At 72.2% G+C, this 24,326-nt stretch carries 20 protein-coding genes; 8 read left to right on the forward strand and 12 right to left on the reverse strand.

What is annotated here, in order from left to right:
* Window positions 1-2: 2 nt before the first annotated feature.
* Window positions 3-680, reverse strand: coding sequence for an HAD family hydrolase (locus Q0Z83_RS16700; RefSeq protein WP_317794849.1), 678 nt, complete (start codon window positions 678-680; stop codon window positions 3-5).
* Between the two features lie 157 nt (window positions 681-837).
* On the opposite strand from Q0Z83_RS16700, the gene Q0Z83_RS16705 reads away from it, so the two are divergent.
* Window positions 838-2,040 (forward strand): MFS transporter, encoded by a 1,203-nt coding sequence (locus tag Q0Z83_RS16705; RefSeq protein WP_317794850.1) that lies wholly within the window; start codon window positions 838-840, stop codon window positions 2,038-2,040.
* Between the two features lie 13 nt (window positions 2,041-2,053).
* Window positions 2,054-2,512: an SAM-dependent methyltransferase gene (locus Q0Z83_RS16710; protein ID WP_317794851.1), complete on the forward strand. Its 459-nt coding sequence runs from the start codon at window positions 2,054-2,056 to the stop codon at window positions 2,510-2,512.
* On the opposite strand, the gene Q0Z83_RS16715 is transcribed toward Q0Z83_RS16710, so the two are convergent.
* The 5 genes from Q0Z83_RS16715 to Q0Z83_RS16735 all read right to left on the reverse strand — a co-directional run bounded on the left by Q0Z83_RS16715 (window position 2,506) and on the right by Q0Z83_RS16735 (window position 9,823).
* Window positions 2,506-3,402, reverse strand: a complete 897-nt coding sequence (locus tag Q0Z83_RS16715) for a hypothetical protein (protein ID WP_317794852.1) — start codon at window positions 3,400-3,402, stop codon at window positions 2,506-2,508. The genes Q0Z83_RS16710 and Q0Z83_RS16715 overlap by 7 nt on opposite strands.
* A gap of 3 nt (window positions 3,403-3,405) precedes the next feature.
* Window positions 3,406-3,897 carry a hypothetical protein gene (locus Q0Z83_RS16720; RefSeq protein ID WP_317794853.1) on the reverse strand — a complete coding sequence of 164 codons (492 nt, stop codon included), beginning with the start codon at window positions 3,895-3,897 and terminating at the stop codon, window positions 3,406-3,408.
* Window positions 3,894-7,910 (reverse strand): CHAT domain-containing protein, encoded by a 4,017-nt coding sequence (locus tag Q0Z83_RS16725; RefSeq protein WP_317794854.1) that lies wholly within the window; start codon window positions 7,908-7,910, stop codon window positions 3,894-3,896. Before Q0Z83_RS16725 ends, Q0Z83_RS16720 begins: the two co-directional genes overlap by 4 nt.
* 75 nt (window positions 7,911-7,985) lie before the next feature.
* Window positions 7,986-9,242, reverse strand: a complete 1,257-nt coding sequence (locus tag Q0Z83_RS16730; RefSeq protein WP_317794855.1) for an MFS transporter — start codon at window positions 9,240-9,242, stop codon at window positions 7,986-7,988.
* Window positions 9,239-9,823 (reverse strand): ArsR/SmtB family transcription factor, encoded by a 585-nt coding sequence (locus Q0Z83_RS16735; RefSeq protein ID WP_317794856.1) that lies wholly within the window; start codon window positions 9,821-9,823, stop codon window positions 9,239-9,241. The genes Q0Z83_RS16730 and Q0Z83_RS16735 overlap by 4 nt, the downstream gene beginning before the upstream one ends.
* A 159-nt stretch (window positions 9,824-9,982) precedes the next feature.
* Between Q0Z83_RS16735 and Q0Z83_RS16740 the strand changes: the two genes are divergently transcribed.
* From Q0Z83_RS16740 to Q0Z83_RS16760, 5 genes are all read left to right on the forward strand, one after another.
* Window positions 9,983-10,930 carry an MBL fold metallo-hydrolase gene (locus tag Q0Z83_RS16740; protein WP_317794857.1) on the forward strand — a complete coding sequence of 316 codons (948 nt, stop codon included), beginning with the start codon at window positions 9,983-9,985 and terminating at the stop codon, window positions 10,928-10,930.
* 133 nt (window positions 10,931-11,063) lie between these two features.
* Window positions 11,064-12,221 (forward strand): LLM class flavin-dependent oxidoreductase, encoded by a 1,158-nt coding sequence (locus tag Q0Z83_RS16745; RefSeq protein ID WP_317794858.1) that lies wholly within the window; start codon window positions 11,064-11,066, stop codon window positions 12,219-12,221.
* Window positions 12,218-12,724 carry a flavin reductase family protein gene (locus tag Q0Z83_RS16750; RefSeq protein WP_317794859.1) on the forward strand — a complete coding sequence of 169 codons (507 nt, stop codon included), beginning with the start codon at window positions 12,218-12,220 and terminating at the stop codon, window positions 12,722-12,724. The genes Q0Z83_RS16745 and Q0Z83_RS16750 overlap by 4 nt, the downstream gene beginning before the upstream one ends.
* 46 nt (window positions 12,725-12,770) lie before the next feature.
* Window positions 12,771-14,735, forward strand: a complete 1,965-nt coding sequence (locus Q0Z83_RS16755) for a methyl-accepting chemotaxis protein (RefSeq protein WP_317794860.1) — start codon at window positions 12,771-12,773, stop codon at window positions 14,733-14,735.
* A 162-nt stretch (window positions 14,736-14,897) separates the two neighbouring features.
* Entirely contained in the window at window positions 14,898-15,935 is a 1,038-nt protein-coding gene (locus tag Q0Z83_RS16760) for a peptidoglycan-binding domain-containing protein (protein WP_317794861.1), read from the forward strand.
* Here Q0Z83_RS16760 and Q0Z83_RS16765 read toward each other — a convergent pair.
* The 4 genes from Q0Z83_RS16765 to Q0Z83_RS16780 form a co-directional block, all read right to left on the reverse strand.
* The gene (locus Q0Z83_RS16765) at window positions 15,924-16,901 is read right to left on the reverse strand and encodes a phosphotransferase family protein (protein WP_317794862.1); all 978 of its coding nucleotides are present in this window, start codon (window positions 16,899-16,901) and stop codon (window positions 15,924-15,926) included. The two genes, Q0Z83_RS16760 and Q0Z83_RS16765, sit on opposite strands and share 12 nt — an antisense overlap.
* A 745-nt stretch (window positions 16,902-17,646) precedes the next feature.
* Window positions 17,647-18,549 (reverse strand): aminoglycoside phosphotransferase family protein, encoded by a 903-nt coding sequence (locus Q0Z83_RS16770; RefSeq protein WP_317794863.1) that lies wholly within the window; start codon window positions 18,547-18,549, stop codon window positions 17,647-17,649.
* An 88-nt stretch (window positions 18,550-18,637) separates the two neighbouring features.
* The gene (locus Q0Z83_RS16775) at window positions 18,638-19,378 is read right to left on the reverse strand and encodes a sulfite exporter TauE/SafE family protein (RefSeq protein ID WP_317794864.1); all 741 of its coding nucleotides are present in this window, start codon (window positions 19,376-19,378) and stop codon (window positions 18,638-18,640) included.
* 104 nt (window positions 19,379-19,482) lie between these two features.
* Complete coding sequence (locus Q0Z83_RS16780) at window positions 19,483-20,490, reverse strand: hypothetical protein (protein WP_317794865.1); 1,008 nt, start codon at window positions 20,488-20,490, stop codon at window positions 19,483-19,485.
* Window positions 20,491-20,562: 72 nt separating this feature from the next.
* Here Q0Z83_RS16780 and Q0Z83_RS16785 point away from each other — a divergent pair, with 72 nt between their 5' ends.
* A complete protein-coding gene (locus Q0Z83_RS16785; RefSeq protein ID WP_317794866.1) occupies window positions 20,563-21,210 on the forward strand; it encodes a TetR/AcrR family transcriptional regulator in 648 nt (215 codons plus the stop codon).
* Window positions 21,211-21,657: 447 nt separating this feature from the next.
* Here Q0Z83_RS16785 and Q0Z83_RS16790 read toward each other — a convergent pair whose 3' ends face one another.
* Window positions 21,658-23,346: a peptidase M16 family protein gene (locus tag Q0Z83_RS16790; RefSeq protein WP_317794867.1), complete on the reverse strand. Its 1,689-nt coding sequence runs from the start codon at window positions 23,344-23,346 to the stop codon at window positions 21,658-21,660.
* Window positions 23,343-24,305, reverse strand: coding sequence for a hypothetical protein (locus tag Q0Z83_RS16795; RefSeq protein WP_317794868.1), 963 nt, complete (start codon window positions 24,303-24,305; stop codon window positions 23,343-23,345). Before Q0Z83_RS16795 ends, Q0Z83_RS16790 begins: the two co-directional genes overlap by 4 nt.
* Window positions 24,306-24,326: the final 21 nt, after the last annotated feature.

Here is a 24,326-nt window from a genome sequence, read left to right on the forward strand (position 1 = left end):
GGCTACCCCGGCCCGCCTCGAGCGGTCAACGCCTGGCCGAGCCGTTCCAGGTTGGTGACCACCGGTGCGTAGTCGCCGAGCCACTTGCGGGTGTCGTGGCCGCAGGGCACCCCGAGCACGGCGAATCCGGACTGCCCCGCGGCCCGCAGCACCTCACCCCGGCCGCTGACCAGTAGGCACCGCGCCGGGTCCACGCCGAGCACCCGGGCGGCACGGACGGCCACGTTGACCACGCCGAGCGTGTCACCGTCCAGACCGTGCCGCCCGGCGATCTCGGCGACCCGCGACTCCAGACCGTGCGCCCGCAGCCCGGCCCGCATCGCCGTCTCCGAGATCCCGCCGACCACCCACATCCGGCGTCCCGCGGCCGCGCCGGTGGCGAGCACTTCGGGCAACCCGCGCGTCATCCGGGCGGTGAGGGCCCCGTCGAGCTCGACGGCCGACGCGATCGGTTCGGCGGCCGCGGCCAGTTCCGGCTCGTGCGTGGCCAGGCGCCACAGCATGTACGGCATGCTGCGGCTGAAGTGGGCCCACGGCGTTTGTGGCAGCGCGCGGAACACCTCCCACGGCCCGGCCCCGTCCGGCATCACGAAACACAGGCCGTCGTAGTCGAGCAGCACGTGGCGCACCCCGGCGACCGCCCGCGCCACGTGCGGACGCACCCGGAATCCATTCTCCACCGGGACATCCTGACCCAAAGTCGATCATGAACCAACCAGATTTATCCCGCATCCGTTGTCAACAGAAGATTGACATATAACTGCGCCTGACGCGTTGACCAGCCGGAATGCCCTCAATAGCCTGAGCCACCTGAACTCAAGTCAGGAGGAGTGTGGCGTGGCAGGGTTGACCCGCGTGGCCCGCAACCGGAACGCGACCGCCTATCTGGCGGCCGTGCTCGTGTCGAGCTTCGGCACCAGCGCGATGATGCTGGCCGCCGGCATCTGGGTGATGTCACTGACCGGATCGAGCAGTCTCGCCGCCTGGGTCGGGTTCCTGCTGTGGTCGCCCACCCTGGCCGGGCCGGTGATCGGCGCGATCGTCGACCGGGCACCGCACCGCCGGGCCGTGATGGTCGGGGCGCACACCGTCATGGGACTGCTCCTGCTGCTGTTGTTGCTGGTCGACGTCCGTACCGACGTGTGGTTGATCTTCGCGGTGATGTTCGCCTACGGGGTGAGTTTCGTGGTCACCGACGCCGCCGAGAGCGCGGTCCTACCGGCCGCGATCTCCGCCGACCTGCTCGGCGACGTCAACGGGCTGCGGATGTCGGCGTCCGAAGGCATGAAACTCGTCGCCCCGCTGATCGGCGCCGGACTGTTCACCTGGCTCGGCGGGGCGAGCGTGGCCGCCCTGGACGCGCTCACGTTCTTCGCCGCGGCCGCGTTGTGCCTGCTCATCCGCCCCGGCACGATCGTGCACACGACCGAGTCGACACCGTGGCGGGAACGGATCGCCGAAGGCGGCCGCCAGTTGTGGCGGCATCCCGAACTGCGCCGCATCGTCCTCTGCGCGGCCGCCGCGATGGCCGTCGGCGGGCTCACCGGCACCACCGTCTACGCGATCGTCGACGAGGGACTGCACCGCTCCCCCGCGTTCGTCGGCGTGCTGTCGGCGGTGCAGGGCGCCGGTTCGGTGGCCGGTGGTCTACTCGCCGGGCCGATCCAGCGCCGGCTGCACCCGCACGTGTTCGTCGGGGCCGGCACGGCCGCGTTCGCCGCCGGACTGCTGCTGCGCGCACTGCCGTCACTGCCCGCGGTCGCCGTGTCCAGCCTGATCGTCGGGGTCACGCTGCCGTGGGTGCTGATCACCGTGGCCACCCGGGTGCAGAGCGACATCCCCGCCGCCTACCTGGGCCGGGTCTCCGGGACCGTGGCCCTGCTCACCTTCGCGCCCGGCGCGCTCGGGCAGGCGACCGGCGCATCCCTGCTGGCGATCGCCGACTACCGCCTGATCCTGCTGCTCGGAGCGGCCGTCGCCGCGATCACCGCGGCCCGGTGCCTGCGGCCCGTTGATAGGGTCCCGGTGATCCACAGGTGAACGGGGACGAATCATGGTGACACTGGAGCCGGTGGCTCAGGTGATCGGCGGCCGCGAGCAGGTCTTCGACGACGACTGGGATGCCGTGACCGCGGTGATCCGGCTGGACGGCGACCGGTTCGGGCCGGAGGCGCTGGCCGGGCTGGACGCGTTCTCGCACGTCGAGGTGGTGTTCCACTTCGACCGGGTGCCGGCCGACAGGATCGAGACCGGCGCCCGGCACCCCCGGGGCAACACCGGTTGGCCACTGGTCGGCATCTTCGCCCAGCGCGGCAAGAACCGGCCCAACCGGCTCGGCGTCTCCCGCTGCCGCCTGCACCGCGTCGACGGCCTCGACCTGCACGTCAGCGGGCTCGACGCGGTGGCCGGCACACCGGTGCTGGACATCAAGCCGTACATGGTGGAATTCGGCCCACGCGGCGACGTGCACCAGCCGCCCTGGTCCACCGAGATCATGCGCGACTACTACTGATCGGCGGGGCGTAACCGCAGCAGCTCCGGCTCGTCGGCGGCCCGGCGGTAGAGCTGCTGCTGCAACGCCATCCACAGCGCCCGCTCCCCCTCCAGGGTCTCCGGGCGGACCAGGCCGTACTGGGCCAGCAACGTCAGCCGATGCAGGTCGAAACAGGCCCGCAGGATCTCGCCGAAGGCCAACGCCCCGTCGATCGCCGACCGGTGCGCCAGGACCGCGACGACCACGGCCGCCACGGCGCCGGTCGCCCAGAGCCGCCAGCCGCCCCCGAACCAGACGACCACCGGGATCGCCGCGAACGGGAACAGCACCGCGAGGCCGGCCGTGAGCACCGCCCGGTCGAGCGCGCCGCGACACCTGTCGACCTGCTCACGGACATCCGCCGGCAGCACCAGATACAACCTCGGCCAGAAGAAGACGGCGTCCAGCCCGTACCGGTCCGGGTCGCCGGGATAACGTTCGGCGGCCCGCAGCACATTGCCCAGCCGGGTCGGGAGCAGGTCGGACTCGTCGACCGGGAACTCCCGGTAACGACGCTCGTAGCCGCCGGGGGTCCGCAGGTCCAGCCGCTGCCGGCGGCGACGCTGGAGCGCGACGCCGGGCCGGGCCAGCCGGGCCGGCCAGTAACCCTCCCCGATCCGGGTCAGCGCCATGCTCTGCCCGGCGGCGACATAGGCGAGCAGCACCACGGCAGCCACCGCGGCCACCGCGAGCCACGCCTGCTCGGCCCCGTCCCGGGCCTTCCACCAGGTGAGCGCCTGCGGCCAGCCGATGCCGCTGACCGCCACCGCGGTCAGGCCACCGGCCCACACCAGGACCGGCAGCAGCACGTTGACGGTGAAACGCCGGTCGAGCAGCCCGGTGGCGGAGGTGAAGACGCTACCGAACACGGCTCACCACCCGAACCGGTGCGCGGCCAGAGCGTGCGGGTTGCCGCAGGCGGGCGGTTCCGACGGCTTCTCCACGAACGACATCGACTGGTGACAGACGGTGCCGCCCTCGGCGTACCGGCATCGGCGCCGCACCTCCGGGATCCGGATGTCACCGGGCAGCCGCACGTCGGTGGTGAATCGCTGCGGACCGGCCATCACCGCGTCGGCCAGATCGTCACCGGCCCACACCCCGGTCACCGCGCCGCCGTCGGTCAGCACCACCACATCGTCCGGGTCGAGCAGGTGCAGCACCTCGCCGACCGGCGTGTCACCGCCCGCGACGACGAGGGCGACCTCCGGGGGTACGCCGTCCGCCGCCCCGACCGGTGTCAGCACGGTGACCGGCTCGCCGTGCACGTCGACGACCACCGTCCATCGGCCGGGCGCCGGACCGGCCGGATCACGGGCGACGACGTACGGGCTGGTCGCCCGATCCCGGAGACGAAGGGTCACTGCGGGGGTCCTTCCTGGATGGGTACACCGATCAGTACGTGCGGCGACCAGACCTCCGGCCGCGCGTAGAACCGCCGCTGCGGGAACCGGGCGGCGAACCGGCGTTGCGTCTCGGCCACCGGCGCGAGTGCCGGACGGCCGTCGAGGTAGTCGAGCAGCTGCGCGCCGGTGAGGTCGCGAAGCCACCGCTGTGCCCCGCCCAACGCCTCGTCCGCGGGTTTGCCGTCGTCGAAGAGCAGCTCGTAGAACCGGGTGTTGAGCAGCGCGGACGGCAGATCCCCGGCCGGCCACAGGGTGCCGACGAAACAGGGGACGCCGGCGGTGAGGAACCCGGCGGGCAGCCCGACGAACTCGTCCGGGTTGCGGGCCGTCTCCACGGTGGCGGTCTGACAGGCCGACGCGACCACCAGCCGGAGCCGATGCGGACGGCGGGCCGGGTCGGCGGCGAGCAGGTCGACCAGCGCCAGTCGGGCGCCGCCGCCGAGGACCAGATGCGACTGGAGCGGCCGGTCGACGAGGGAGACACCGTGACAGGCGAAGTGGACGTGGGTGGCGTCGGTGAGCGCGTCGAGCACCTCGGCGGCGGAACCGGTGACCGGCGGGCCCACGCCGGTGTGTTCCAGCATCATCCGCGCCTCGTAGTCCGCCGCCGGCAGCCCGGAACCCGGATCGACCACCGCCACACCGTGCCGTGCGTGGCCGGTGCGCTGCTCGGCGATCCGGTGGACGGCGTCGCGCACGGTCCGCGACGGCGCGTAACCGACCGCGAAGTCGTCGATCAGGCAGCGGCCGTCTCGGTAGGGCGCCGCATGCAGCGGAAGGGCGCAGAACAACCCGACCGGGATGAGCGTGACCCGGGTGGCGCCGGCCGTCCGCAGTAGTTCGGCGAGCGGGCCGACGACGTGCCGCCCCAGTACGGCCAGGCACTCGTCGAGCGCGTCGAACCGGCCCGCCGTCAACCCCGACCCGTGGACGTACCGGCGCAGCATCGCCTCGTCGAAACCGGGACAGCGCACGCTTCGCACGCCGTCCGGGCCGGTCGACAGCAGCACCGATTCGTCCTCGGCGGCCATCACGTAGACGGTGGCGTGCCCGGGTCGCTCCGGCCGTACGCCGCCGGTCTGCGGCAACGCCGCCCGGGCGGTCCGGAAGGCGGTGGTGGTGCGGCGCAGCTCCACCCGGACCGCCTGCTCGGCATCGCGCAGGAACACGTCGTCGGAGCCGCCGGTGCCGGCCCGGTCGGCCAGACGCGCGGCCGCCGCCTCGGCCGCCGCCAGTTCCCGGGCCGCCTCCCGGTAGGCGGCATACGCCTCGGGCGCCCGCACACCGGCCGCGGCCGGCGCGGTCGGGTCCCGGTCCATCGCGTCACCGAGCAGGCGGACCCGGCCGGCTTCCAGGGCTTCCACGGCCGCCGCCGGATCGCCCGCGCGGACCAGCACGTAGGCGGTCCGGACCGGCAGCCCGGCAGCCCGGGCCAGCGCCTGCTCCCGGCTCTGGCGCAGCAGGCCGGAGTCGTACATCCGGTCGCGGACCTCCAGCGCCTCCCGCAACGGGGCCACCGCCTCCGCCCACCGGCCCCGGGTCACCAGGACCTCACCCAGTTCCTGTGCCGTCCAGAGCACGTCCTGCGCGCGGCCGCCGTCGCGCAGCAGCGGCAACGCCCGGGTCAGCAACTGCTCGGCCTCGGCGACGGCGACAGCGCCGCCGTCGTGGCGGTGCAGGGTCTCGGCCAGCAGCCTGGTCGTCTGAGCCCACTCGATCGGCGCCTGATCCGGTGGGCGGATCGCGAGCGCGTCGCGCATGCAGGCGATCGCCCGTACCAGATGGGTGGTGTCGCCGGTCTCGACGGCGAGTTCCCGGTGGGCCAGGCTCGCGTTGTGCTGGACGGCGGCCCATTCGTGCGGGTGGGTCTCGCGGGTGAGGACCTCGGTGGCCTCGGCGAACCGGACCAGGGCCTCGGCCGGTGGCAGCAGACCGGCCAGGGCGCGGACCCGCTGGGCCCACCGCATCGGGTGGACCTGTCGGGGCACCGCCGCGATGGCGGCCCGTAGGAGTTCGATCTCGGTGTCGCGGTGCCCGGCGATGTCCCGGTACGCCTGGGCCAGCATCCCGGCCAGCCACGCCCAGTTCTCCGGGTCGGCGGTGCGATCGACGTCGCGCCGAGCCCGGTTCAATAGATCCACCGCCTCAGCGACGTGTTCGTCATGGTCACCGTCGGTACGTTCGAGCAGCACCCGGGCCAGATGCCCGTGCAGGTTCGCCCATTCGCGGCCCATCCCGGTCCGCCCGGCCCGGTCGATCGCCTCGCGCAGCACCGCGTCCGCCTCGGCCCACTCCCGGCCGTGGGCGAGTTCCCGACCGAGGTTGCCGGACGTCTGCACCCACAGCCGATCGTCGCCGTGGGCCGCGGCGTGCCCGCGAGCGGAGCGGGCCAGATCGAGTAACCGCCGCCGGTCCTGCGGGCGGCCGGTCCGCTCGGCGACGTGGGTCAGCGCGTGCCCGAAGTTGGTTTCGACGACGGTCTGCAGCTCCGGATCGTCGAGGTCGGCCACCTCGGCCCGGAGCCGTTCCAACTCGGTGAACGCCGTCGTCAGCGCCGCGTCGTCGCCCCGATGGGAGCGCTGCAGCAGGGCCGTGGCGTGGCTGGTACGCAGGTTCAGCAGCGGGCGGGCGCCGATGCCGTCCGGCGGGTCGGCGACCGCCGCGGCCAGCATCGCCACCGCCTCGTCCACCGGCCGGGGATCGGTGCCGGGGTAGTCGCGGAACAACAGAGCGGCGAGCGCCGCGACGGTCGTCGCCCAGCCGTCCGGGTCGGCGGTACGGGTCCGGACGGTCAGCGCCCGCTCGAAGGCGGCCCGGGCCGCGTCCAGCTCGGCCAGGTCCCGGGAGTCGGCCAGCAGGGTGTGGCCCAGTGCCGTGTTGTGCTGGGCGTCGGCCCAGAGATCCGGCGCCGTCTGCCGGTGACGGTCCAGTTCGGCGTACCGACGGATCGCCTCGGCCACGTCGAGCCGGCTCGCCGGACGGGCGATCAACTCGTTGGCGAGCCCGAAGGTGAGCAGGTCACGAACCGGCACGAGGTTGCCGGCCCGCCACTCGACGGCCAGATCGTCGTCCTCGTCGCGGAAGGCGAGCAACGCCTCGATCAGCAGATCACGCCGGGCGTCCGGACTCACCGGCCGGCCCTCGTCCAGCGGATCCCGGCCGGCCATCATCAGCAGCGCCGTCCCGACGGCCGGCGGCAGGGCCCGACCGGTCGGCTGCTGCGCCGGTGCCGCCGCCGGCGGTTCGGGCGGCAGCACCCGATCGGTGCCGAACTCGCGGCATTTACGCAGCAGCACCAGACAGTGCCGGGCCTGCGCCGCCATCTCCGGCCCGGCGTCCTGCGCGGCCTGTTCGATGGTGTGCTGCAGCATCCGGTCGGCCTCGTCGGTGAGCAGCACCGGATGGGCCAGCACGACCTCCCGCCGGGTGGCGGTGTCGGACGCCTGCAGCAGGGCGGTGAGCGCGGCGATCAGCTGCCGGCCCCGGCGCTGATCGACCAGATCGGCCAGCCACGCCCGGTAGTGCTGCATGTCGGCGGTGAAGGCCTGGAAGGTGCCGGCGACCAGCGCGTCGGCGTCGGCCTCGAGGTCGCGATCGACCGCCGACGGCAGCAGACGGTACGGCAGGATCTGCACGTCCTGCTGGTGCTGGGACTCCGGTGGCTCGTTGCGGCGCAGCAGCATCAGCGCCATCTGGAACTGCTGGATCATCCGGTCCTGCGGCACGTCGACCGCGGTCGCGAAGATCAGCGGCGGCCGCAGCCCGGGCCGACGGATCAGCAGGCTCGGGTACCCGTCGACGACGACCCGGTTGCGGCATCCGGCGCACCGCGGTGTCGTGGCGGCGCCGGAGGCGATGAGGCGGGCCAGGTCGGGCCGCTCGCGGATGTCGACGGCCAGCCAGATCTCGTGCCGCCCACGATGTCCGCAGCCGGCACACCGGTAGTCGAACTCCTGTGCGTAACTGGGCATACGGCAGCCCGCCTCCGGCCTCGTGGCATCAGCAGGGGTCGATTCTTCCCTACCGCCGGGATCCGCGGGGGGCGGTCAACGGCCCATGCTCTCCAGCGAGGCGATCCGGCGTACCGGAGAGGCCAGCAGCCAGAAGGCGGCGCAGACGCCGGCAAGTCCGGCGACGGCGAGGGTGGGCCGCAGGCCGATGGCGGTGCCCAGCCAGCCGCCGATCAGCGCGCCGAGCGGCCGGATGCCGTAGTTGACCGTGCTGTACGCGCCCGCGATGCGACCGCGCGCGTGGTCCGGGGTGACCTTGGTGATCAGGGCGTTCAGGTTGATGTCCATCAGCATCACGCCGACGCTGGAGACGAACTCGGCCGCCGCCAGCAGCGCGATCTTCGCGGTGACCGGCCCGTCGGCCAGCGCCATCAGAACCAGCGGGGCCGGGAACAGGATCACCCCGACGATCGCGGTACGGCCCAGGCCGATCATCCGGGTCACCCGAGGGGCCAGGGCCGCACCGGCCAGCCCGCCGAACGCTCCGGCGCCGAACGCGATGCCGATGGCACCCGCGGACAGGCCGAGTTCCCGGCTGGCGAACAGGATGAGCAGCGTGTTCGCGATGAACGTGCAGAAGTTGACGGTGGTGGTGCAGCCCAGCGCGGCCCGCAGCACCCGGTCGCGCAGCAGCAGTGTCAGGCCCTCCCGGATGCGCCGCGCCGTGGATCCGGTCGCCGTCGGCGGCTCCGCGGGCGGGGCCGGCTCGGGGATACGCCGTAGCAGTACCGCCGAGGCGACGAACGAGAGCGCGTCGGCGACCAGCGCGATCGGGGCGGTCAGGACCTGGACGAGGGCGCCGCCGACGGCCGGACCGGCCACGAACGACGCGGCGCGGCTCAGACTCAGCTTGCTGTTGGCGTCCACGTAGGCCTCGCTCGGGACCAGCGAGACGAAGAACGAGGGGTACGCCATCCCGAACAGCACCGCCCCGACCCCGGTGAGCACCGCCACGGCGAACAGCTGCGGCAGGGTGACCAGGTCGAACAGGTAGGCGGCGGGCAGGCTGACCAGAACCGCCGCGCGCAGCAGGTCCGCGACGATCATCAGGCGCCGCTTGTCGGAGCGGCGGTCGACCCAAGCGCCGACGAAGACCCCGAACAGGTACGGCAGCCAGATCAGGGCGGTCAGCACGCCGACCTCGCCCGGTGTCGCGGCGAGCATGGTCACCGCCAGCAGCGGCAGGGCGATCTCAGTGATCCGGTCGCCGAACTGGGAGATCGTCTGCGCGTACCAGAATCCGCGGAAGCGACCGCTCGACCAGGCGGTGACGGTGGTGGCGGGGGCGGTCACGGCGAGTCCTCGTTCTCGGGCAGGGCGAATCGCAGGAGCCGTACGCCGCGGGCGTCGGCCGGGCGGTCGGCGGCGGCACGGCGCGCATACGGGGCGATCAGCCTTTCGATCGCGTCCTGCAGCTGCTCCAGCTCGTCGGCGGTGACGACGAACCGGGTGTCGGCGAGACCACCCAACCGCCGCCACGGCTCGTCCAGATGCGGCTCGACGTCCATCAGCCACTGCTGCGGGTACTCGGCGGCGCGGGCGAACATGACGCTCTGCAGCATGCGGGCCGCGTCCTGTCCCTCGGCGTCCTCGGGGACCGTGAAGCGGAAGCCCTTGGCGGCGGCCTGCCACCAGCGCTCGCGTTTGCCGGGGGCGCCGTCCCAGTCGACGAGCAGACCGAACGACGCGAGGTGCCGGGCGTGCCAGCTGACCACCGAAGGGGTGGCGCCGACGTGGGCGGACAGTTGGGTGGCGGTGGCCGGGCCGTGGCGTTGCAGCCGGTTCAGGATGGCGAGGCGCACGGGGTGGGCCAGCGCTCGCAGTGCCTGGGGGTCACTGATCTCCAGGTCCCCGAGCGGATTAGTGAGAGACATGTTTCGAGAGTATCCTTTCACATCGATTCGTCAAGCAGATCGATCGGGCGCCTCCGCGCTGGGCGGCCGGGGCTCGACGCCTCTCTCGTGGATCGGGCGCGCCACAGCCCGTACGGCATCCTAGGAACCTGGAATGCAACCTGCGGTAACGTCACCGGAATGCGGATCCGGCTGGGGCGTCCCGATCTCGGTGTCCATGCCGGGCGTTTCGACGTTCCGGCGGCGGCCGGGGCGTTCGGCGTGACGTTCTTCGGGGTGTCGGGGCTGCTGTTCGCCGACGGGACGGACGCGGTGATGACCGACGGATTCTTCTCCCGGCCGTCGCCGGCGCGGGTCGGTCTCGGCCGGATCGCCCCCGACGAACGCCGGATCGCGACCGGCCTGGAGCGGCTGGGACCGCACGCCGCGCCGCTGCGGGCGGTCATGGCGGTGCACACGCACTTCGATCACGTGCTGGACTCCCCCACGGTGGCCCGGCGAACCGGTGCGGCCCTGGTCGGCGGTGAGTCCGCGGCGAACGTCGGACGGGGCGCCGGGCTGCCCGAGGACCGCATCCACGTGGTGACCCCGGGCTCACCACGGCGGTACGGGACATTCGCGGTGACCTTCGTGGAGTCCGAACACTGTCCGCCGGACCGTTTTCCGGGCGTGATCGGCGCGCCGCTGCGGCCGCCGGTGCGAGCGGCGGCGTACCGGTGCGGTGAGGCCTGGTCGATCCTGGTCGGGCACGACAGCGGGCGGACGGCGCTGGTGCAGGGCAGCGCCGGGTTCGTGCCGGGAGCGCTCGACGGGCGCAGCGCGGAGGTCGTGTTCCTGGGCGTCGGCGGGCTGGGTGCCTCCGGCGAGGCCTACATTCGGGAGTATTGGCTGCACACGGTACGCGCGGTGGGCGCCCGCCGGGTGGTGCTGATCCACTGGGACGACTTCTTCCGTCCGTTGGACCGGCCGCTGCGGGCGCTGCCGTACGCCGCCGACGACCTCGACCTGAGCATCCGGGTGCTCGGTGACCTGGCCGGACGAGACCGGATCGGCCTGCATCTGCCCAGCCTGTGGCGGCGCGAGGACCCCTGGGAGGCGGCGTGCGGTTCGAACCGCCGGAGTACCTGACCGCGGGGTGATCCGACACGGTTCGACCGGGTCCCGGCGGCGATCGCGGAGTTCGAGGCGACGATCATGTGTTCGGCGTCTCCTGTCACCGGATCGCTTGCATAACCCCTAAATTCTAGCGAAACTATAGAGTATGGCTCTGAAGTTCCACTGGTTCCTGCCCACCAACGGCGGCGACGGACGGCATGTCGTCGGCGGCGGTCACGGCGTCTCGGCCGGCACCTCCGGCCGTCCCGCCGACGTCGCCTACCTGACCCAGGTCGCCCGTGCCGCCGAGGACAACGGTTTCGCCGCCGCGCTCACCCCCACCGGCGCCTGGTGCGAGGACGCGTGGCTGAGCACGGCGATGCTCAGCCAGACCACCCGGCGACTGAATTTCCTGGTCGCGTTCCGACCCGGCCTGATCTCACCGTTCCTGGCGGCGCAGATGGCCGGCACCTTCCAGAACCTGACCGAGGGCCGCCTGCTGCTCAACGTGGTCACCGGCGGTGAGAGCCACGAGCAGCGGATGTACGGCGACCACCTGGACAAGGACGCCCGCTACGCCAGGTGCGACGAGTTCCTGGAGATCGTGCGCCGGTTGTGGGCCGGTGAGACCGTCAACTTCCAGGGCGAGCATCTGCACGTCGAGGCGGCCACGCTCGGGCAGATCCCGGATCCGGTCCCGGAGATCTACTTCGGCGGCTCCTCCCCCGCCGCGGGCGTCGTCGCGGCCAAGCACGCCGACGTCTACCTGACCTGGGGCGAGCCGCCGGCCGCGGTGGCCGAGAAGATCGCGTGGATCCGCGGGCTCGCCGCCGAGCAGGGCCGGAGCATCCGGTTCGGCATCCGGATGCACACCATCACCCGCGACACCGCCGAGGAGGCCTGGGCCGAGGCGGACCGCCTGCTGGCCGGCATCGACCCGGCCACGATCGCCAAGGTGCAGCAGGGGCTGCGGCAGTCCGAGTCGGAGGGCCAGCGGCGGATGCTCGACCTGCACCACGGCCGCACCGACGAGTTGGAGATCTATCCCAACGTCTGGGCCGGGGTCGGCCTGGTCCGCGGCGGCGCCGGCACCGCGCTGGTCGGCAGCCACGAGCAGGTCGCCGACCGGATCGCCGAGTACGCGTCGCTGGGCATCGAGGAGTTCGTGCTCTCCGCCTACCCGCACCTGGAGGGCGCCTACTGGTTCGGCGAGGGCGTGCTGCCCCTCCTCGCCGAACGCGGCCTGTGGAAGGACGAGCGACCACGACGGCGTCAGAGCGCGACGTCGCCGTTCGTCACCGCCGGACTCGCGACTCGCCGATGAGCACTTTCACCACCAATCAAGACCTTGATCCGGTACGGCTACGTCAAGCGTTCGGAGTCTTCCCCAGTGGTGTGGTGGCCGTGGCGGCGTCGGTCGACGGGACCCTGGTCGGTCTGGCCGCGAGCTCGTTCACCTCGGTGAGCCTCGACCCGCCGCTGGTGTCGGTGTCGATCGCGAACACCTCGAAGACCTGGCCCGACCTGCGCCGCGCCGAGCACCTCGGAGTGACCGTCCTGGCCGCCCACCACGGCGAGCTGTGCCGGCGGCTGGCCGGTCCGGTCGAGCACCGGTTCGACGAGGCCGCGGTCTCGGTCACCGGCACCGGGGCGGTCACCGTCGATGACGGGCTGGCCCGGTTCGACTGCTCGATCTACCGCGAGGTGGAGGCCGGCGACCACACCGTCGTACTGCTGCGACTGCACGCCGTCGAGCACAGCACCGACCAGTCCGGTGGACCGCTGGTGTTCCACAGGTCCGGTTTCGGGAGGCTCACCCCGGGCTGAGGATTTGGCTTAGTGGTGGCCGTCACATGCCGAAGATCTCAGTGTGATGGGTTTGAACCGGCTGAGCATCAAACTGCGGCTGATCATCTGCGTACTGCTGATCACCGGGGTGTCGCTCGTGCTCGTCGCCACCGTCATCACCAGGCGCAACCTCTCCGAGGCGCGGGACACCGGTTTCGAGCTGGCCCAGGAGATCGGTGTCCGCAACGCGGCCGAACTGCAGGTACAGCTGATGACCGCGCTCGGCAGCGCCCGCGACCTGAGCGGGATGATGGCCACCGAGGCGGCCTCCGGTGGCAGCCGCGCCACGGCCAACGGCATGCTGCGGACGCTGCTCGACCGGCACCCCCGCTACTTCGGGACATGGGTGGCGTGGGAGCCGGACGCGTTCGACGGCCGGGACGCCCGGTTCCGGGGCAGCGACGCCCGGCACGACGCCACCGGCCGGTTCGTGCCGTACTGGTACCGCGACGGAGACGCGATCAAGTCGATGGCCCTGACCTCGTACACCGAGCCGGGCGACGGCGACTACTACCTGATCGCCCAGACATCCGGCAAGGAGAAGGTCCTCGAGCCGTACGCGTACGCGATCGGTGACAAGTCGGTGCTGATGACCTCGCTGGCCGTACCGATCCTCACCGGCCAGAAGTCCGTCGGGGTGGCGGGCATCGACATCACCCTGGACGCGGTCGCCGCCGCTCTCGCCAAGATCAAACCGTTCGGCACCGGCGACGCGATCCTGGTCAGCGCAGGTGGGCTGCTGGTCGGTGGCGGTGACCCGGCCCAGGCCGGACAGCCCACCGACCCGGCCGTGGCCGAACTGGCCGCGAACGCCGTCGAGCAGGGCACGCCCGTCCGGCGGCTGATCACCGGCGACGACGAGCGGGTGCAGATCGCCGCGCCGCTCACGCTCGGTGAGACCGACACGTGGTCGCTGATCGTCACCGTGCCGACCGCGACGATCCTGGAGGCCGCGAACAACTCGATGATGATCAGCCTGTGGATCACCGGAGCGGTGCTGCTCATCGCCGCGCTGATCGCCCTGGTGGTGGCTCGCGGTGTGGTCCGGCCGATCGAACGGCTCCGGGACCGGATGGCGGAGATCGCCGATGGTGACGGCGATCTGACCCAGCGGGCCACCGTGCGCGGTGACGACGAGGCCGGGCGGCTGGCGGCGGCGTTCAACAGATTCGTGGAGAAGGTGGCCGGCACGGTCCGCGGGATCGCCGGGTCCGCCGCCGAGGTGCAGGCCGCCGCCGACCGGCTCGCCGACGACACCCGGCAGCTCAGCTCGAACGTCGTGCACGTCTCCGACAACCTGGGCACCGCGGCCGAGGCCACCCAGACCGTCAACCAGAGCGTGCAGTCGGTCGCCGCCGGTGCCGAGGAGATGAACGCGGCCATCGCCGAGATCGCCGGCAGCGCCGCACAGGCCGCACAGGTCGCCAACGACGCCCGTACCGTCGCCGAGAGCACCAACAGCCAGGTCGCGCAGCTCGGCACGGCGACCGAGGAGATCGGCGACGTGGTCCGGCTGATCACCAGCATCGCCGAGCAGACCAACCTGCTCGCCCTCAACGCCACCATCGAAGCCGCCCGCGCCGGCGAGATGGGTAAGGGCTTCGCCGTCGTCGCCGGCGAGGTCAAGGAGCTGTCCCAGCAGACCGCGCAGGCCACCGAGCAGATCACCGCCCGGATCACCGCGATCCAGGCGATCAGCACCTCCGCGGCCACCGCGATCAACCAGATCGTGCAGGTCATCTCCACGATCGGCGACTACACGACATCGATCGCGTCGGCCGTCGAGGAACAGACCGCCACCACCCAGGAGATGAGCCGCAGCGTCTCCGAGGCGGCCGGCAACACCGGCCTGGTCACCGGCGCGATCTCGGACGTGGCCGACTCGGCCCGGGACGCCTCGGTCAACGCACGCAGCGGCCAGGAGGCGGTCGCCGACCTGAACCGGCTGGCCGGTGAGATGACGGCGATCGTCAACAACTTCCGGTACTGAGCCGGCGTCCCGCCTTCACCCGGTACGGGTGATCCGCGATCGGCCGTCCGGCTGCGACCGTGGCCGCCATGAACGGATGGCTGATGTGGGGACTGATCCTTCCGCTGCTGCTGGTGGTCGCGGGCATCGTCGTGCTGCTACGCAAGCGCAACGGCCGCTGACATGCGGGCCCGGGCGGGTGCCCTGGTGGTCGTCGTGCTGTTCGCGGCCACCGGGTGCGGCGACGCCGACGACGACCGGCGGCTGACGAACAAGCAGGAGGCGCTGGTCGAGGCACAGGCGGAACTCGCCGAGCAGGTCGCCGCGTTCTGCGGGGCCGGCAGCTCGTACGTGACGGCGCTGGACCGCTACGGCGATCTGATGAACGCGACCGCGACGACGGTCGGTGACGTGAAGGACGCGGGCGCCGACCTGGCCGAGCCACGCGGTGACGTGGCCGACGCCGCCGAGGGGGTGGCTCGCGCCCGGGACGCGGTGACGGTGGCCGAGAAGGAACTGGCCGAAGCCCGTGCCGGGGCGTCGCTGTCACCTGCCGCGTCGCCGTTGAACACCCCCTCGGTCCAGGCGTCGGTCTCCGGCACCGCGGTCAGCCGGGTGCGGCAGGCCGATACCGATTTCACCGCCGCCCAGCAGGGCATCACCGACAAGACCCCGCTCCGGCAGGCGTCCGAACAGTTCAACGCGGCCGCCGTCGCGCTGGAGATGTCGTGGCTGAGCCTGCTCACCGAGGGCGGCTGCCTCAGTGAGGACCAGCGCGGCCGGGCCCGCGACTACACCCTGGCCGTGCAGAAGTCGCTGGCCCAGGCCGGCTACTACCAGAAAGAGGTGGACGGGGTGTACGGGCCGACGACCGTCGCCGCCGTCCAGGAGCTCCAGAAGGCCCACGGTCTGCCGGTCACCGGAACCGTCGACAAGGCCACCGACGCCGCCCTGCAGGACGACCTGCGGGCCAAGGGCGGTGCCGCCGCCGACGAGGTGATCGCCTCCACCGCGGCCGTGCAGCAGACGCTCAAGCTGGCCGGATTCTGGGACGGCCCGGTCGACGGCAGGTGGACCGATGAGCTCACGTCGGCGGTGATGAGGTTCCAGGAGTCCCTGGGTGTCGAGCCGACCGGCGCGGTGGACGCGGCCACGGTCGCCGCCGTCGAGAAGGCTCTCGCTTCGCCGTCGCCGTCATCACCGGCTGTGTCACGGTCCTGACGGGACCGGGCGGCCCAGTTCTGTCAGCTCGCCGTCGAGGAGTTCGGCCAGCCGGGCATAGCGGTCCGGGTGCGCCTCGCGAGTGATCCGGCGGCTCGGCATCTCCACGGTCATCAGCAGGTACAGGTGCAGCCGGTACAGGCTGAACCGACGCAGCACCGAGGCGTCGAAGCGGACGCCGCCGTAACCGCGGACGAACGGGTGATCCGGTTCGTCCTCGATGCGCCGGAACAGGGCGGCCGAGGTGAAGTCGAGCAGCGGGTCGCCGTAGAGGAACCGTTCGCCGTCGACGAAACCACTGAGCCGGCCGTCGGCGACCAGCAGGTTGCCGTCCCATCCGTCGAAGTGCAGCAGCGCGGGCCGACGGACCGTGTCGAGCAGCCGGTCGTGCCTGGTCACCAACTCGCGGATGCGTTCCGCCGGGGCGGGCAGCGGCACGTCCCAGTCGACGGCGTCGTCGAGCAGCTCGTCGATCATCGCGGTGAACGCGGCCGACCACGTGTCGGCACCGGTCCGGCCGGCGTCGTAGCCGAACCGGTCGCCGGTCAGCCGATGCACCCGGGCCAGCGCGGCCCCGAAGTCGGCCCGCACCGGCGCGTCGTCGAAGTCGTCGGACGCGTAGGCGAGGTTGGTGCCGGGCAGGCGTCCGGTGACGAGCAGGTCCGGGCCGGTGTGGAGCACCCGCGGCACCGGCACCTCGGGAGCCTCGGCGGCCAGTCGCAGCAGGTAGCGACCCTCGGCGGCGATCAGGTCACGTTCGTAGCGCAGCAGTTTCGCCTCCGGCCGAGGCCCCACCTTGACCACCACGTCGGTGCCGTCGTCGAGGCGCGCTGCCCAGACCGTCGCGAAGCCACCCCCGAAGAGCGGTTCACAGTCGGCGACGGTACGGCCGGGAAGCGCGGTGGCGATCGAACGGTCGATGTCGGAGGCGTCCAGGACGCGTTGAGTGGGGCTCGGCTCGGTCACCGCGCGACCTTATCGCCGTACCGCGCTTCGACTCTGCCCGATATCACCCGGCAGCCGAGGTTCAACCGGCCGTTCCGGCCAGGCCCCCGGCGCTCCTCTCCCGCACCTCAACCCTTTCCTCGCGCCTCGCGCCTTCCCTCGCGCCTCACCCCTTCCCTCGCGCCTCACCCCTTCCCTCGCGCCTCGCGCCTCGCGCCTCGCGCCCCGCACCCCGCACCCCGCACCCCGCACCCCGCACCCCGCACCCCGCACCCCGCACCCCGCACCCCGCACCCCGCACCCCGCACCCCGCACCCCGCACCCCGCACCCCGCACCCCGCACCCCGCACCCCGCACCCCGCACCCCGCACCCCGCACCAGTGTCGATCTTGGTGGCTTTCACCCGGCGCGGATGATCCGGAGGCCGCGCCGGGGTGGGACGGTCTCTGGCATGAGAGGTTTGCTGAGGTGGGGGCTCCTTCTTCCGGTCGTGCTGGTGATCGTGGGCGTCGTCGTCCTACTCAGGCGGCGTGACGGCCGACGCTGAGACCCCGAGGCCAGGCGGCCGGCGGGCGCATGTCGGCTACCAACCGAGCAGGGCCGACTGCCGGCGGCCAGCCGAGCGGGGCCGACTGCCGGCGGCCAGCCGAGCGGGGCCGACTGCCGACGGCCAGCCGAGCAGGGCCGACTGCCGACGGCCAGCCGAGCAGGGCCGACTGCCGGCGACCGGCCGAACGGGCCGACTGCCGACGGGCAGGGCCGAACGTCAGGCGAGCAGTCGGCGTAGGGCCGCGCGGGCGGGTGGCGCCCAGGTGGCTTTGCCGCCGGGACGTCCATGCACGCCGTTATCGCCGATGAGCAGGCCGCTGAGCACGCGGGCCATCGCCCATCCGCGGGCCCGGCGCCGCGTGGCGGCATCCGCGGCCGGCCGATATCCGGCATAGAAGTCGTCGACGGAACCGTCCGGCAGCAGCAGCCAGGCCGCCGACAGGTCGTAGGCCGGGTCGCCCGCGCACATGTCTCCGAAATCGACGATCCCACAGAGAGAACCGCCGTCGGTGAGGACATTGGCCGGATGCAGGTCGGCGTGCAACCACAGGCGCGGCCCGGACCAGGCCGGCGCGCTCACCGCGTCACGCCAGACGGCACGGACCGCGTCCGGATCGTCGATGAGGCCCCGCTCGAAGGCCAGTCGCACCCCGTTCTCGAAACCGTCGGCCCGGTCGGCGAGCGGGCCGCCCCGATCCTGACCCTCCGGGGCGCGGTCCGGAGCGGGCTGGTGCAGCGCGGTCAGGAACGCCGCCAGTGACCCGGCCGCGTCACTCCGGGTGACCGGTTCCCGGTCGGCGGGCGTACCCGGAACCCACGTGGTGATCATCCAGGGCCGCGGAAACCGGGCCGACGGTTCGCCGAGCCGCTGTGGAACCGGCACCGCCATCGGCAGGGTCGGGACCAGCGTGGGCAGCCAGCTGTATTCGTCGACGATCTGCCGATCGACGTCACCGATGGCCCACGGCAGGCGGACGGCCAGGTCGTCGCCGAGACGCCACAGCTGATTGGCCCACCCCCGGGCACCCAACCGAACCGGTCGACCGGCCAGGTCCGGATGCTGCTCGCGAACCAGCTCATGGACGAGTTCGGCGGTGATCTCGATGGTGGAATGGGTCACGGCCGGTGACGGTAGCCCATCCGGCCAACGTGGAGCGGATCCTGACCGGCGCACCGTCGCGGTGGCACTGCCGGCAGATGACGGCGGCTCACCTCGCCAACAGGGCGGTCGCGACGGCCGTGGTGAACCCGACGATGATCCAGCGCAGCACCTTGGCCGGCAGTCGGCGTGCCACGCGGGCGCCGACGTAGCCGCCGATCATCGTGGCCGGGGCCAGCACGGCGACGAACGCCCAGTCGACCGGCCCGAAGATGCTGTAGATCAGCACCGTGGTGGTGCCGACGACAGCGCTGAACACGTTCTTCAATGCGCTCAGGCGACGCAGCGGCTCGTCCAGAACCAGGCCGAGGATGGCGATCAGCAGGATACCCATCGCCGCGTTGAAGTAGCCGCCGTACAGCCCGCAGCCGAAGACCGTCAGGTGGATCAGCGCCGGCCGGTTCGCCGGGTTGCCGGTCAGGTTACGCAGCCGATCCTGGAACGCCATCATCAGCGCTGCCGCCAGCAGCAGGAACGGCACCACGATGTCGAACACCTCGTGCGGCGTGACCAGCAGGATGCCGCTGCCGCACAGCGTGCCGGCGACGATCGCGGGCAGGATCGTGAGGATCCGCCGGCCCTGCCCGACCAGGTCCGGGCGCGACCCGACCGCACTCGCCGCGTAGCCGGGCGCCACCGAGAGAGCGTTCGTCACGTTCGCCGCCACACCCGGCTGCCCGAGCGCGACCAACAGCGGGAACGTGATCAGTGAGCCACCACCGGCGATGGCGTTGACAGCGCCGGCGGTCAGTCCACCGGCGAGCAGAGCGACCGCTTCCCCGGGACTCACCAGGACAAGACCAAACCAGACGACATCACGGGGGTACGGTACGGGCGCCGCCGGCGCAGCCCGGCAACACCCGGCACCGCTCCCAGAACGGAGGACGCCCCCGCTCAGCCGGAGCCGTCGCGGGCATACTGCTCCGCGATCGCCGCGAACGCCGCCTTCGGCTCCCAGGGCAGCCCCGGATAGGTCTCACCGGAGGGCCCGTCGAGCACCTTGACGATGCCGAAGCTGGCCAGGTCGAGGTCGTCTCGTGGATCACCACCGGGCCGGTGCGGGTAGTCGTCGAGCGCGAACAGGTAGACGAACGCGCTGTCCACGCCCTCGCTGTCGAAGATCTCGAGCATCTCCCGGTGGTAGACGGCCTGCTCCTCCTCATCGCGTTGGTAAAGCCCGGAGATCCGCAGCGGCATCCGGGTGGCCGGGTCGTGCTCGACGATCTCCATGCTGCGTGGCGCCACGTCGCCGGACCCGCGCCAGGTGGCGGTGCCGAAGCCGGTGATCGCCACCGGCTTGGCCTGGGCGGTGAGCCCGCGGACGGCTTCGCGGAACTGCCCGGCGACCTCGGCGTTGCGGATCAGCTCCAGCGTGACGATGTCGAACAGATCCCAATCGACGCCCTCGAACGGGATGGCCGCATAGGTGATCCGGCCGTGGAACCGCTCGCGAACGGCGGCGACAGCCTCACGCAGGAACTCACCGAGTCGAACGCGGGCCTCGGCGACCCGCCCCGCGAACAGCTGGGCGAGGCGCTCCTCGAGGGTCTCGCCGTCGACGAAACCACGGTTCATCACGGTCAGCTCGACGCCCATGACGAGCACGACCTGGGCGCCGGCCGCGCGGAGCCGCTCGGCCCGGTCGGCGCAGTCCAGGAAGAGCGCCTGGATCTGGCCGGGGTCGAGGTCGATCGGATAGGGCGAGAACCACACCTCCAGCCCGAGATCGGCGGCGATGCGGGCGGCGGCCTCGATCCGCCCGGCGTCGCCGCCGATCAGGTGGACGGCGTTGCAGTGCAGGTCATCGCGGATGATGGCGAGCTCGCGGCGGACCCTCTCGAGGTCGAGCGGCTCGATCGGGGACAGGAATCCGGTGTTGTAGGCGATGCCGTTGGCGCGCATGCCGCAACCGTAACAGAAAAGTGCGTGCACGCAATTTTGCGTGGACGCAGGATTTCTGGCAGACTGTTGCCCATGACGGGGTTGCGGGAGCGGAAGAAACAGGCCACCCGGGAGGCCTTGCAGGCGGCGGCGCTCCGGCTCGCGCTCGAGCACGGGCCGGACAACGTCCGGGTCGAGGACATCGCCGGCGCCGCGGGCGTCTCACCCCGCACGTACAACAACTACTTCTCCAGCCAGAAACAGGCGATCGTCTCCGCCATCGCGGCCGACCGTGCGGACCGTCTCGCCGCCGCGGTGATCAGCCGACCAGCCGAGACCCGCCTGTCCGACGCGGTGATCGACGCCGTCGCGGCGTCGTATGTCGACCCCGGCGACCGTCCGGCCGGGGCGATGCTCATGATCGCGTCGAGCCCGGCACTGCGGTCCTGCTACGCCGACACCGCGACCATGATGGAGGGGCCACTCGCCGGGGCCGTCCTCGCCCGGCACCCCGGAGCCGACCCGCTGGCCGCCCGCGTCCTGGCGGCGGCCGTCGCCGCCGCCGCGCGGATCGCGCTCCACCAGTGGTTGCAGGCCACGACCACGCCCACATCGATCCCCGGCTTCGTTGTGGTCGCCGGGTCGCTGCCAGACCTGGTCCGGGCCGCACTGACCCCGCTCGCTCCCGCGCTGGACGCCATCGCCCCACCGCCCGACCCGAGCGACGCCGCCCTCCCGTAGGTCGGCCCGTGCAGATCGGCCCTGTGCGGATAGGCCCGAGCAGATCGGCCCGCGCCACGCCGCCATCCCGCCAGCCGACACGCGGCCGCCCAGCAGAGCAGACTTGGCGGCGACGCCTCACCCGAAACAGCTCAGACCACGACGCCCTCACCCGGAACAGCCCGGCCGACCGCGGCACACCCTCAACAGGCTGGGTGGCGACGCCTCACCCGAAACAGCCCAGCCAACCGCGCCACACCCTAAACAGTCCAAGCCACGACGCCTTGCCCGAAACAGCTCGGCCGACCGCGTCTCACCCGGAACAGGCTGGATGGCGGCACCTCACGCGGATCAGGCCAAAACGGCGGTGCCTCACACGGGTCAAGCCAGGCGGCGGCGTCTCACGCGGATCAAGCCAGGCGGCGGCGCCTCACGCGGATCAAGCCAAACGGCGACGCCTCACGCGGATCAAGCCAGGCGGCGGCGCCGGGAGCGGATGCGGCTTGTGGCGATCACCGCGCCGCCGACGAGCAGGAGGGCCAGTAGCGCTAGCTGCGCGTCTTCGCCGTATCGGTCGCCGGTCATCTCGACGACGCGCGAGACGACGCCGAGGCCGAAGATCGCGGCCAGCACGTAACTGGCCCGGATCCGGCGTGCCTCCAGCTTCTCGGCGCGGGTGGGTGGGGGCTGCGGGCGCGGTTCGTCCGACGGTGGCACCGGGATCCGGTCCGGGCGGCGGGCCGGCTGGTCGACCCGCAGGCCGGCCGGGGTGCGGGCGTCCAGGAGGGCCACCGCCTGGTGACCGTTGCGGAACAGGGTCGGCTCGACCCGCACCATGATCCCGTCGTGCCCGACGAACAGGCGGGCGCCGTCCGGCCAGGCCCGCACGATCGAGCAGGCGTCGAACCGTACCGTCAGATGATCGTCTCCCCCGACCACCGTGACGCCGTCGTCGCCGACGATGAGATGCGCGTCGCGGCCCGTATGGGCGGCGTGCACCGTCCCGATGACCACCTGCTCGGACAGCTGCGGCGCCGGCTGGAAGCCGGCCCACCGGGCGTCTACGCCCTCCGGTGCCATCAGCAGGCCGCTCCCCCGGGCCATCCCGGCGACCGCCGCCACGTCACCCACGGTGACCGCCATGATCGCGGCGATCTCGTCCTCGACCTGCCGTACCGGCCGCCCGGCGAGCAGGCCGGCCGCCTCGGCGGCGATCCGGTTGCCCTGCTGGTCGGCGTTCCACAGGGTCTCGCCGCGCTGCCGGAGCACGACGGCCAGGTCGGCCTGGTCGATCCGGCCGACCTGCATCGTCGAGAGCACGTCGACCAGGCCGCCGAAGACCGCCTCCTGCTTCTCCGGCAGGGCGTCGGCGACCGCGACCACCATCGCCGCGTCGGCACCGATCTCCCGGTACGAGCTGCCGGCCGTGTAGGACAGCCCGGCCTCCTGCCGCAGCGCCCGGTACATCTCGCGCTCCAGCAGGTCGGCGAAGACCTGGGAGGCGGGGTGCCGGGGCACCATGGCGTTCCAGGCGACCACCCCGGGCGGACCGGGAAAGAACGCGGGGGTGACCGGCAGCGCGCTGGACGGCACGGGCAGGGGCTCGCGCCGACCGCCCGGCAGGGGCAGTCGCAGCCCGGCCGGCACGTGGTCACCGGCGATCCAGAGCACCGCGTTGTCGCGGGTGAAGTAGCGGGCCGCCCAGGCGCGCAGCTCGTCGGCGGTGATCGCGGGCAGGCCGAACTCCGGGTAGGAGGACACGCCGTAGTCGCGGGCGCCGTGCCGCCACAGTGGCATCGCGTCCAGTGCTCCGTCGCCGCGGCCGTTCGCCTCGGTCCGCAGGAGTTCCTTCTCCACGTCGAGGCGGTGTGTCGGCAGGTTCTGCAGTGACGCGCAGACGCCGGTCAGGAACCGGGCCACGTCGTCCGGTGAGCCCTGCATGTGAAACGAGGTGTGCTCGACCCCGGTGGTTCCGTTGAAGTGGTAGTCGCTCAGCCCGAGCGGATACAGCACCAGGTGTTCGAGCAGGTGGGTGATGCCGTGCCGGGCCAGCGGCTCGTCGGCGAACCCGACCCGGAAGACCAGGCCGGCCCGCATCAGGCCGGGGGCCGGGCTGAGCAGCACCGGAACACCGTCGAGTTTCCCCTGGGCGATCATCGGCGTCCTCCGGTGAGTGCCGACGCCGACCGGCGGCGGTGGCGACGGATCACCGCGAGTTCGTCGTGCCCGTCGTAGTAGTACCAGGGCCATCGGCTGGCCATCGGGCCGAGCATCGCGAACACCCGGGCCGCCGGCTCCTGGTCGCTCATCTCGGCGAACACCATGGCGAAGGTGCTGGCCACCGAGACCCAGCCGGGGTCGCGGCGGAAGTCGGCGTGCCAGATCGAGCGGTTGGCGGCCTCGTACAGGGTGTCGCGGGCACCCGTCAGGTGGGCGGCGGCCGCCTTCTCGTGTTCGCCGCCGAGGTCCAGCCACTGTTCGACATGCACCTCGGCGACGAGTGCGCCCTGGTGTGCTCCGGGTGGGGCCGCCATCATCACCTCGCGGGCGAAGGCGTGCGCCTGCGGCCAGCTGCCGCCCCACTTGGGGAGGAGGCTGTTCAGGTACTGCCGCTGCCCGTTCACGTGGTGCGGGTCGGCGGCGGCCATCCGGTCATAGCGGCGGCGTTCCTCGGCGGGTTCCATCTGAAGGCCGCGGGCGGTGGTCAGCCGGGCCGACCAGATCGCCGGGTCGTACGGTGCTCGTGCCGCCCCGTCGATCAGGACCGCCTCGGCCCGTCGCAGCCAGGCGTGGAACTGTTCGAACTGGGCGGCGCTGACGTGTTCGGCCCGCAGCGAGCTGCGGATCTTCCATCCGATGTCGGTCAGGTGCATGCCGAGCAGGGCCGACGCGGTGCTGTCCCAGGGGTCGGCCTGGAGCAGATGGCGCAGCCACTCCTCGAGGCCCGGTTTCTCGGCCGCGTACCGCAGGAACATGGATCGTCCGCTCAGCGGGACGGCGTCGAGCACGGCCCGGCAGCTCGCCCAGTCGCGGCGATCGATCGCCGCGTCCAGCACACCGAACTCCGGGTAGGCCGCCGGTTCCAGCAGCACTTCGTCGTCAGACCTGTCGAACACCCCGCCATGTTCCGCACGCCC

The organism is Actinoplanes sichuanensis (assembly GCF_033097365.1).
In the GTDB taxonomy this organism is placed as follows: Bacteria; Actinomycetota; Actinomycetes; order Mycobacteriales; family Micromonosporaceae; genus Actinoplanes; species Actinoplanes sichuanensis.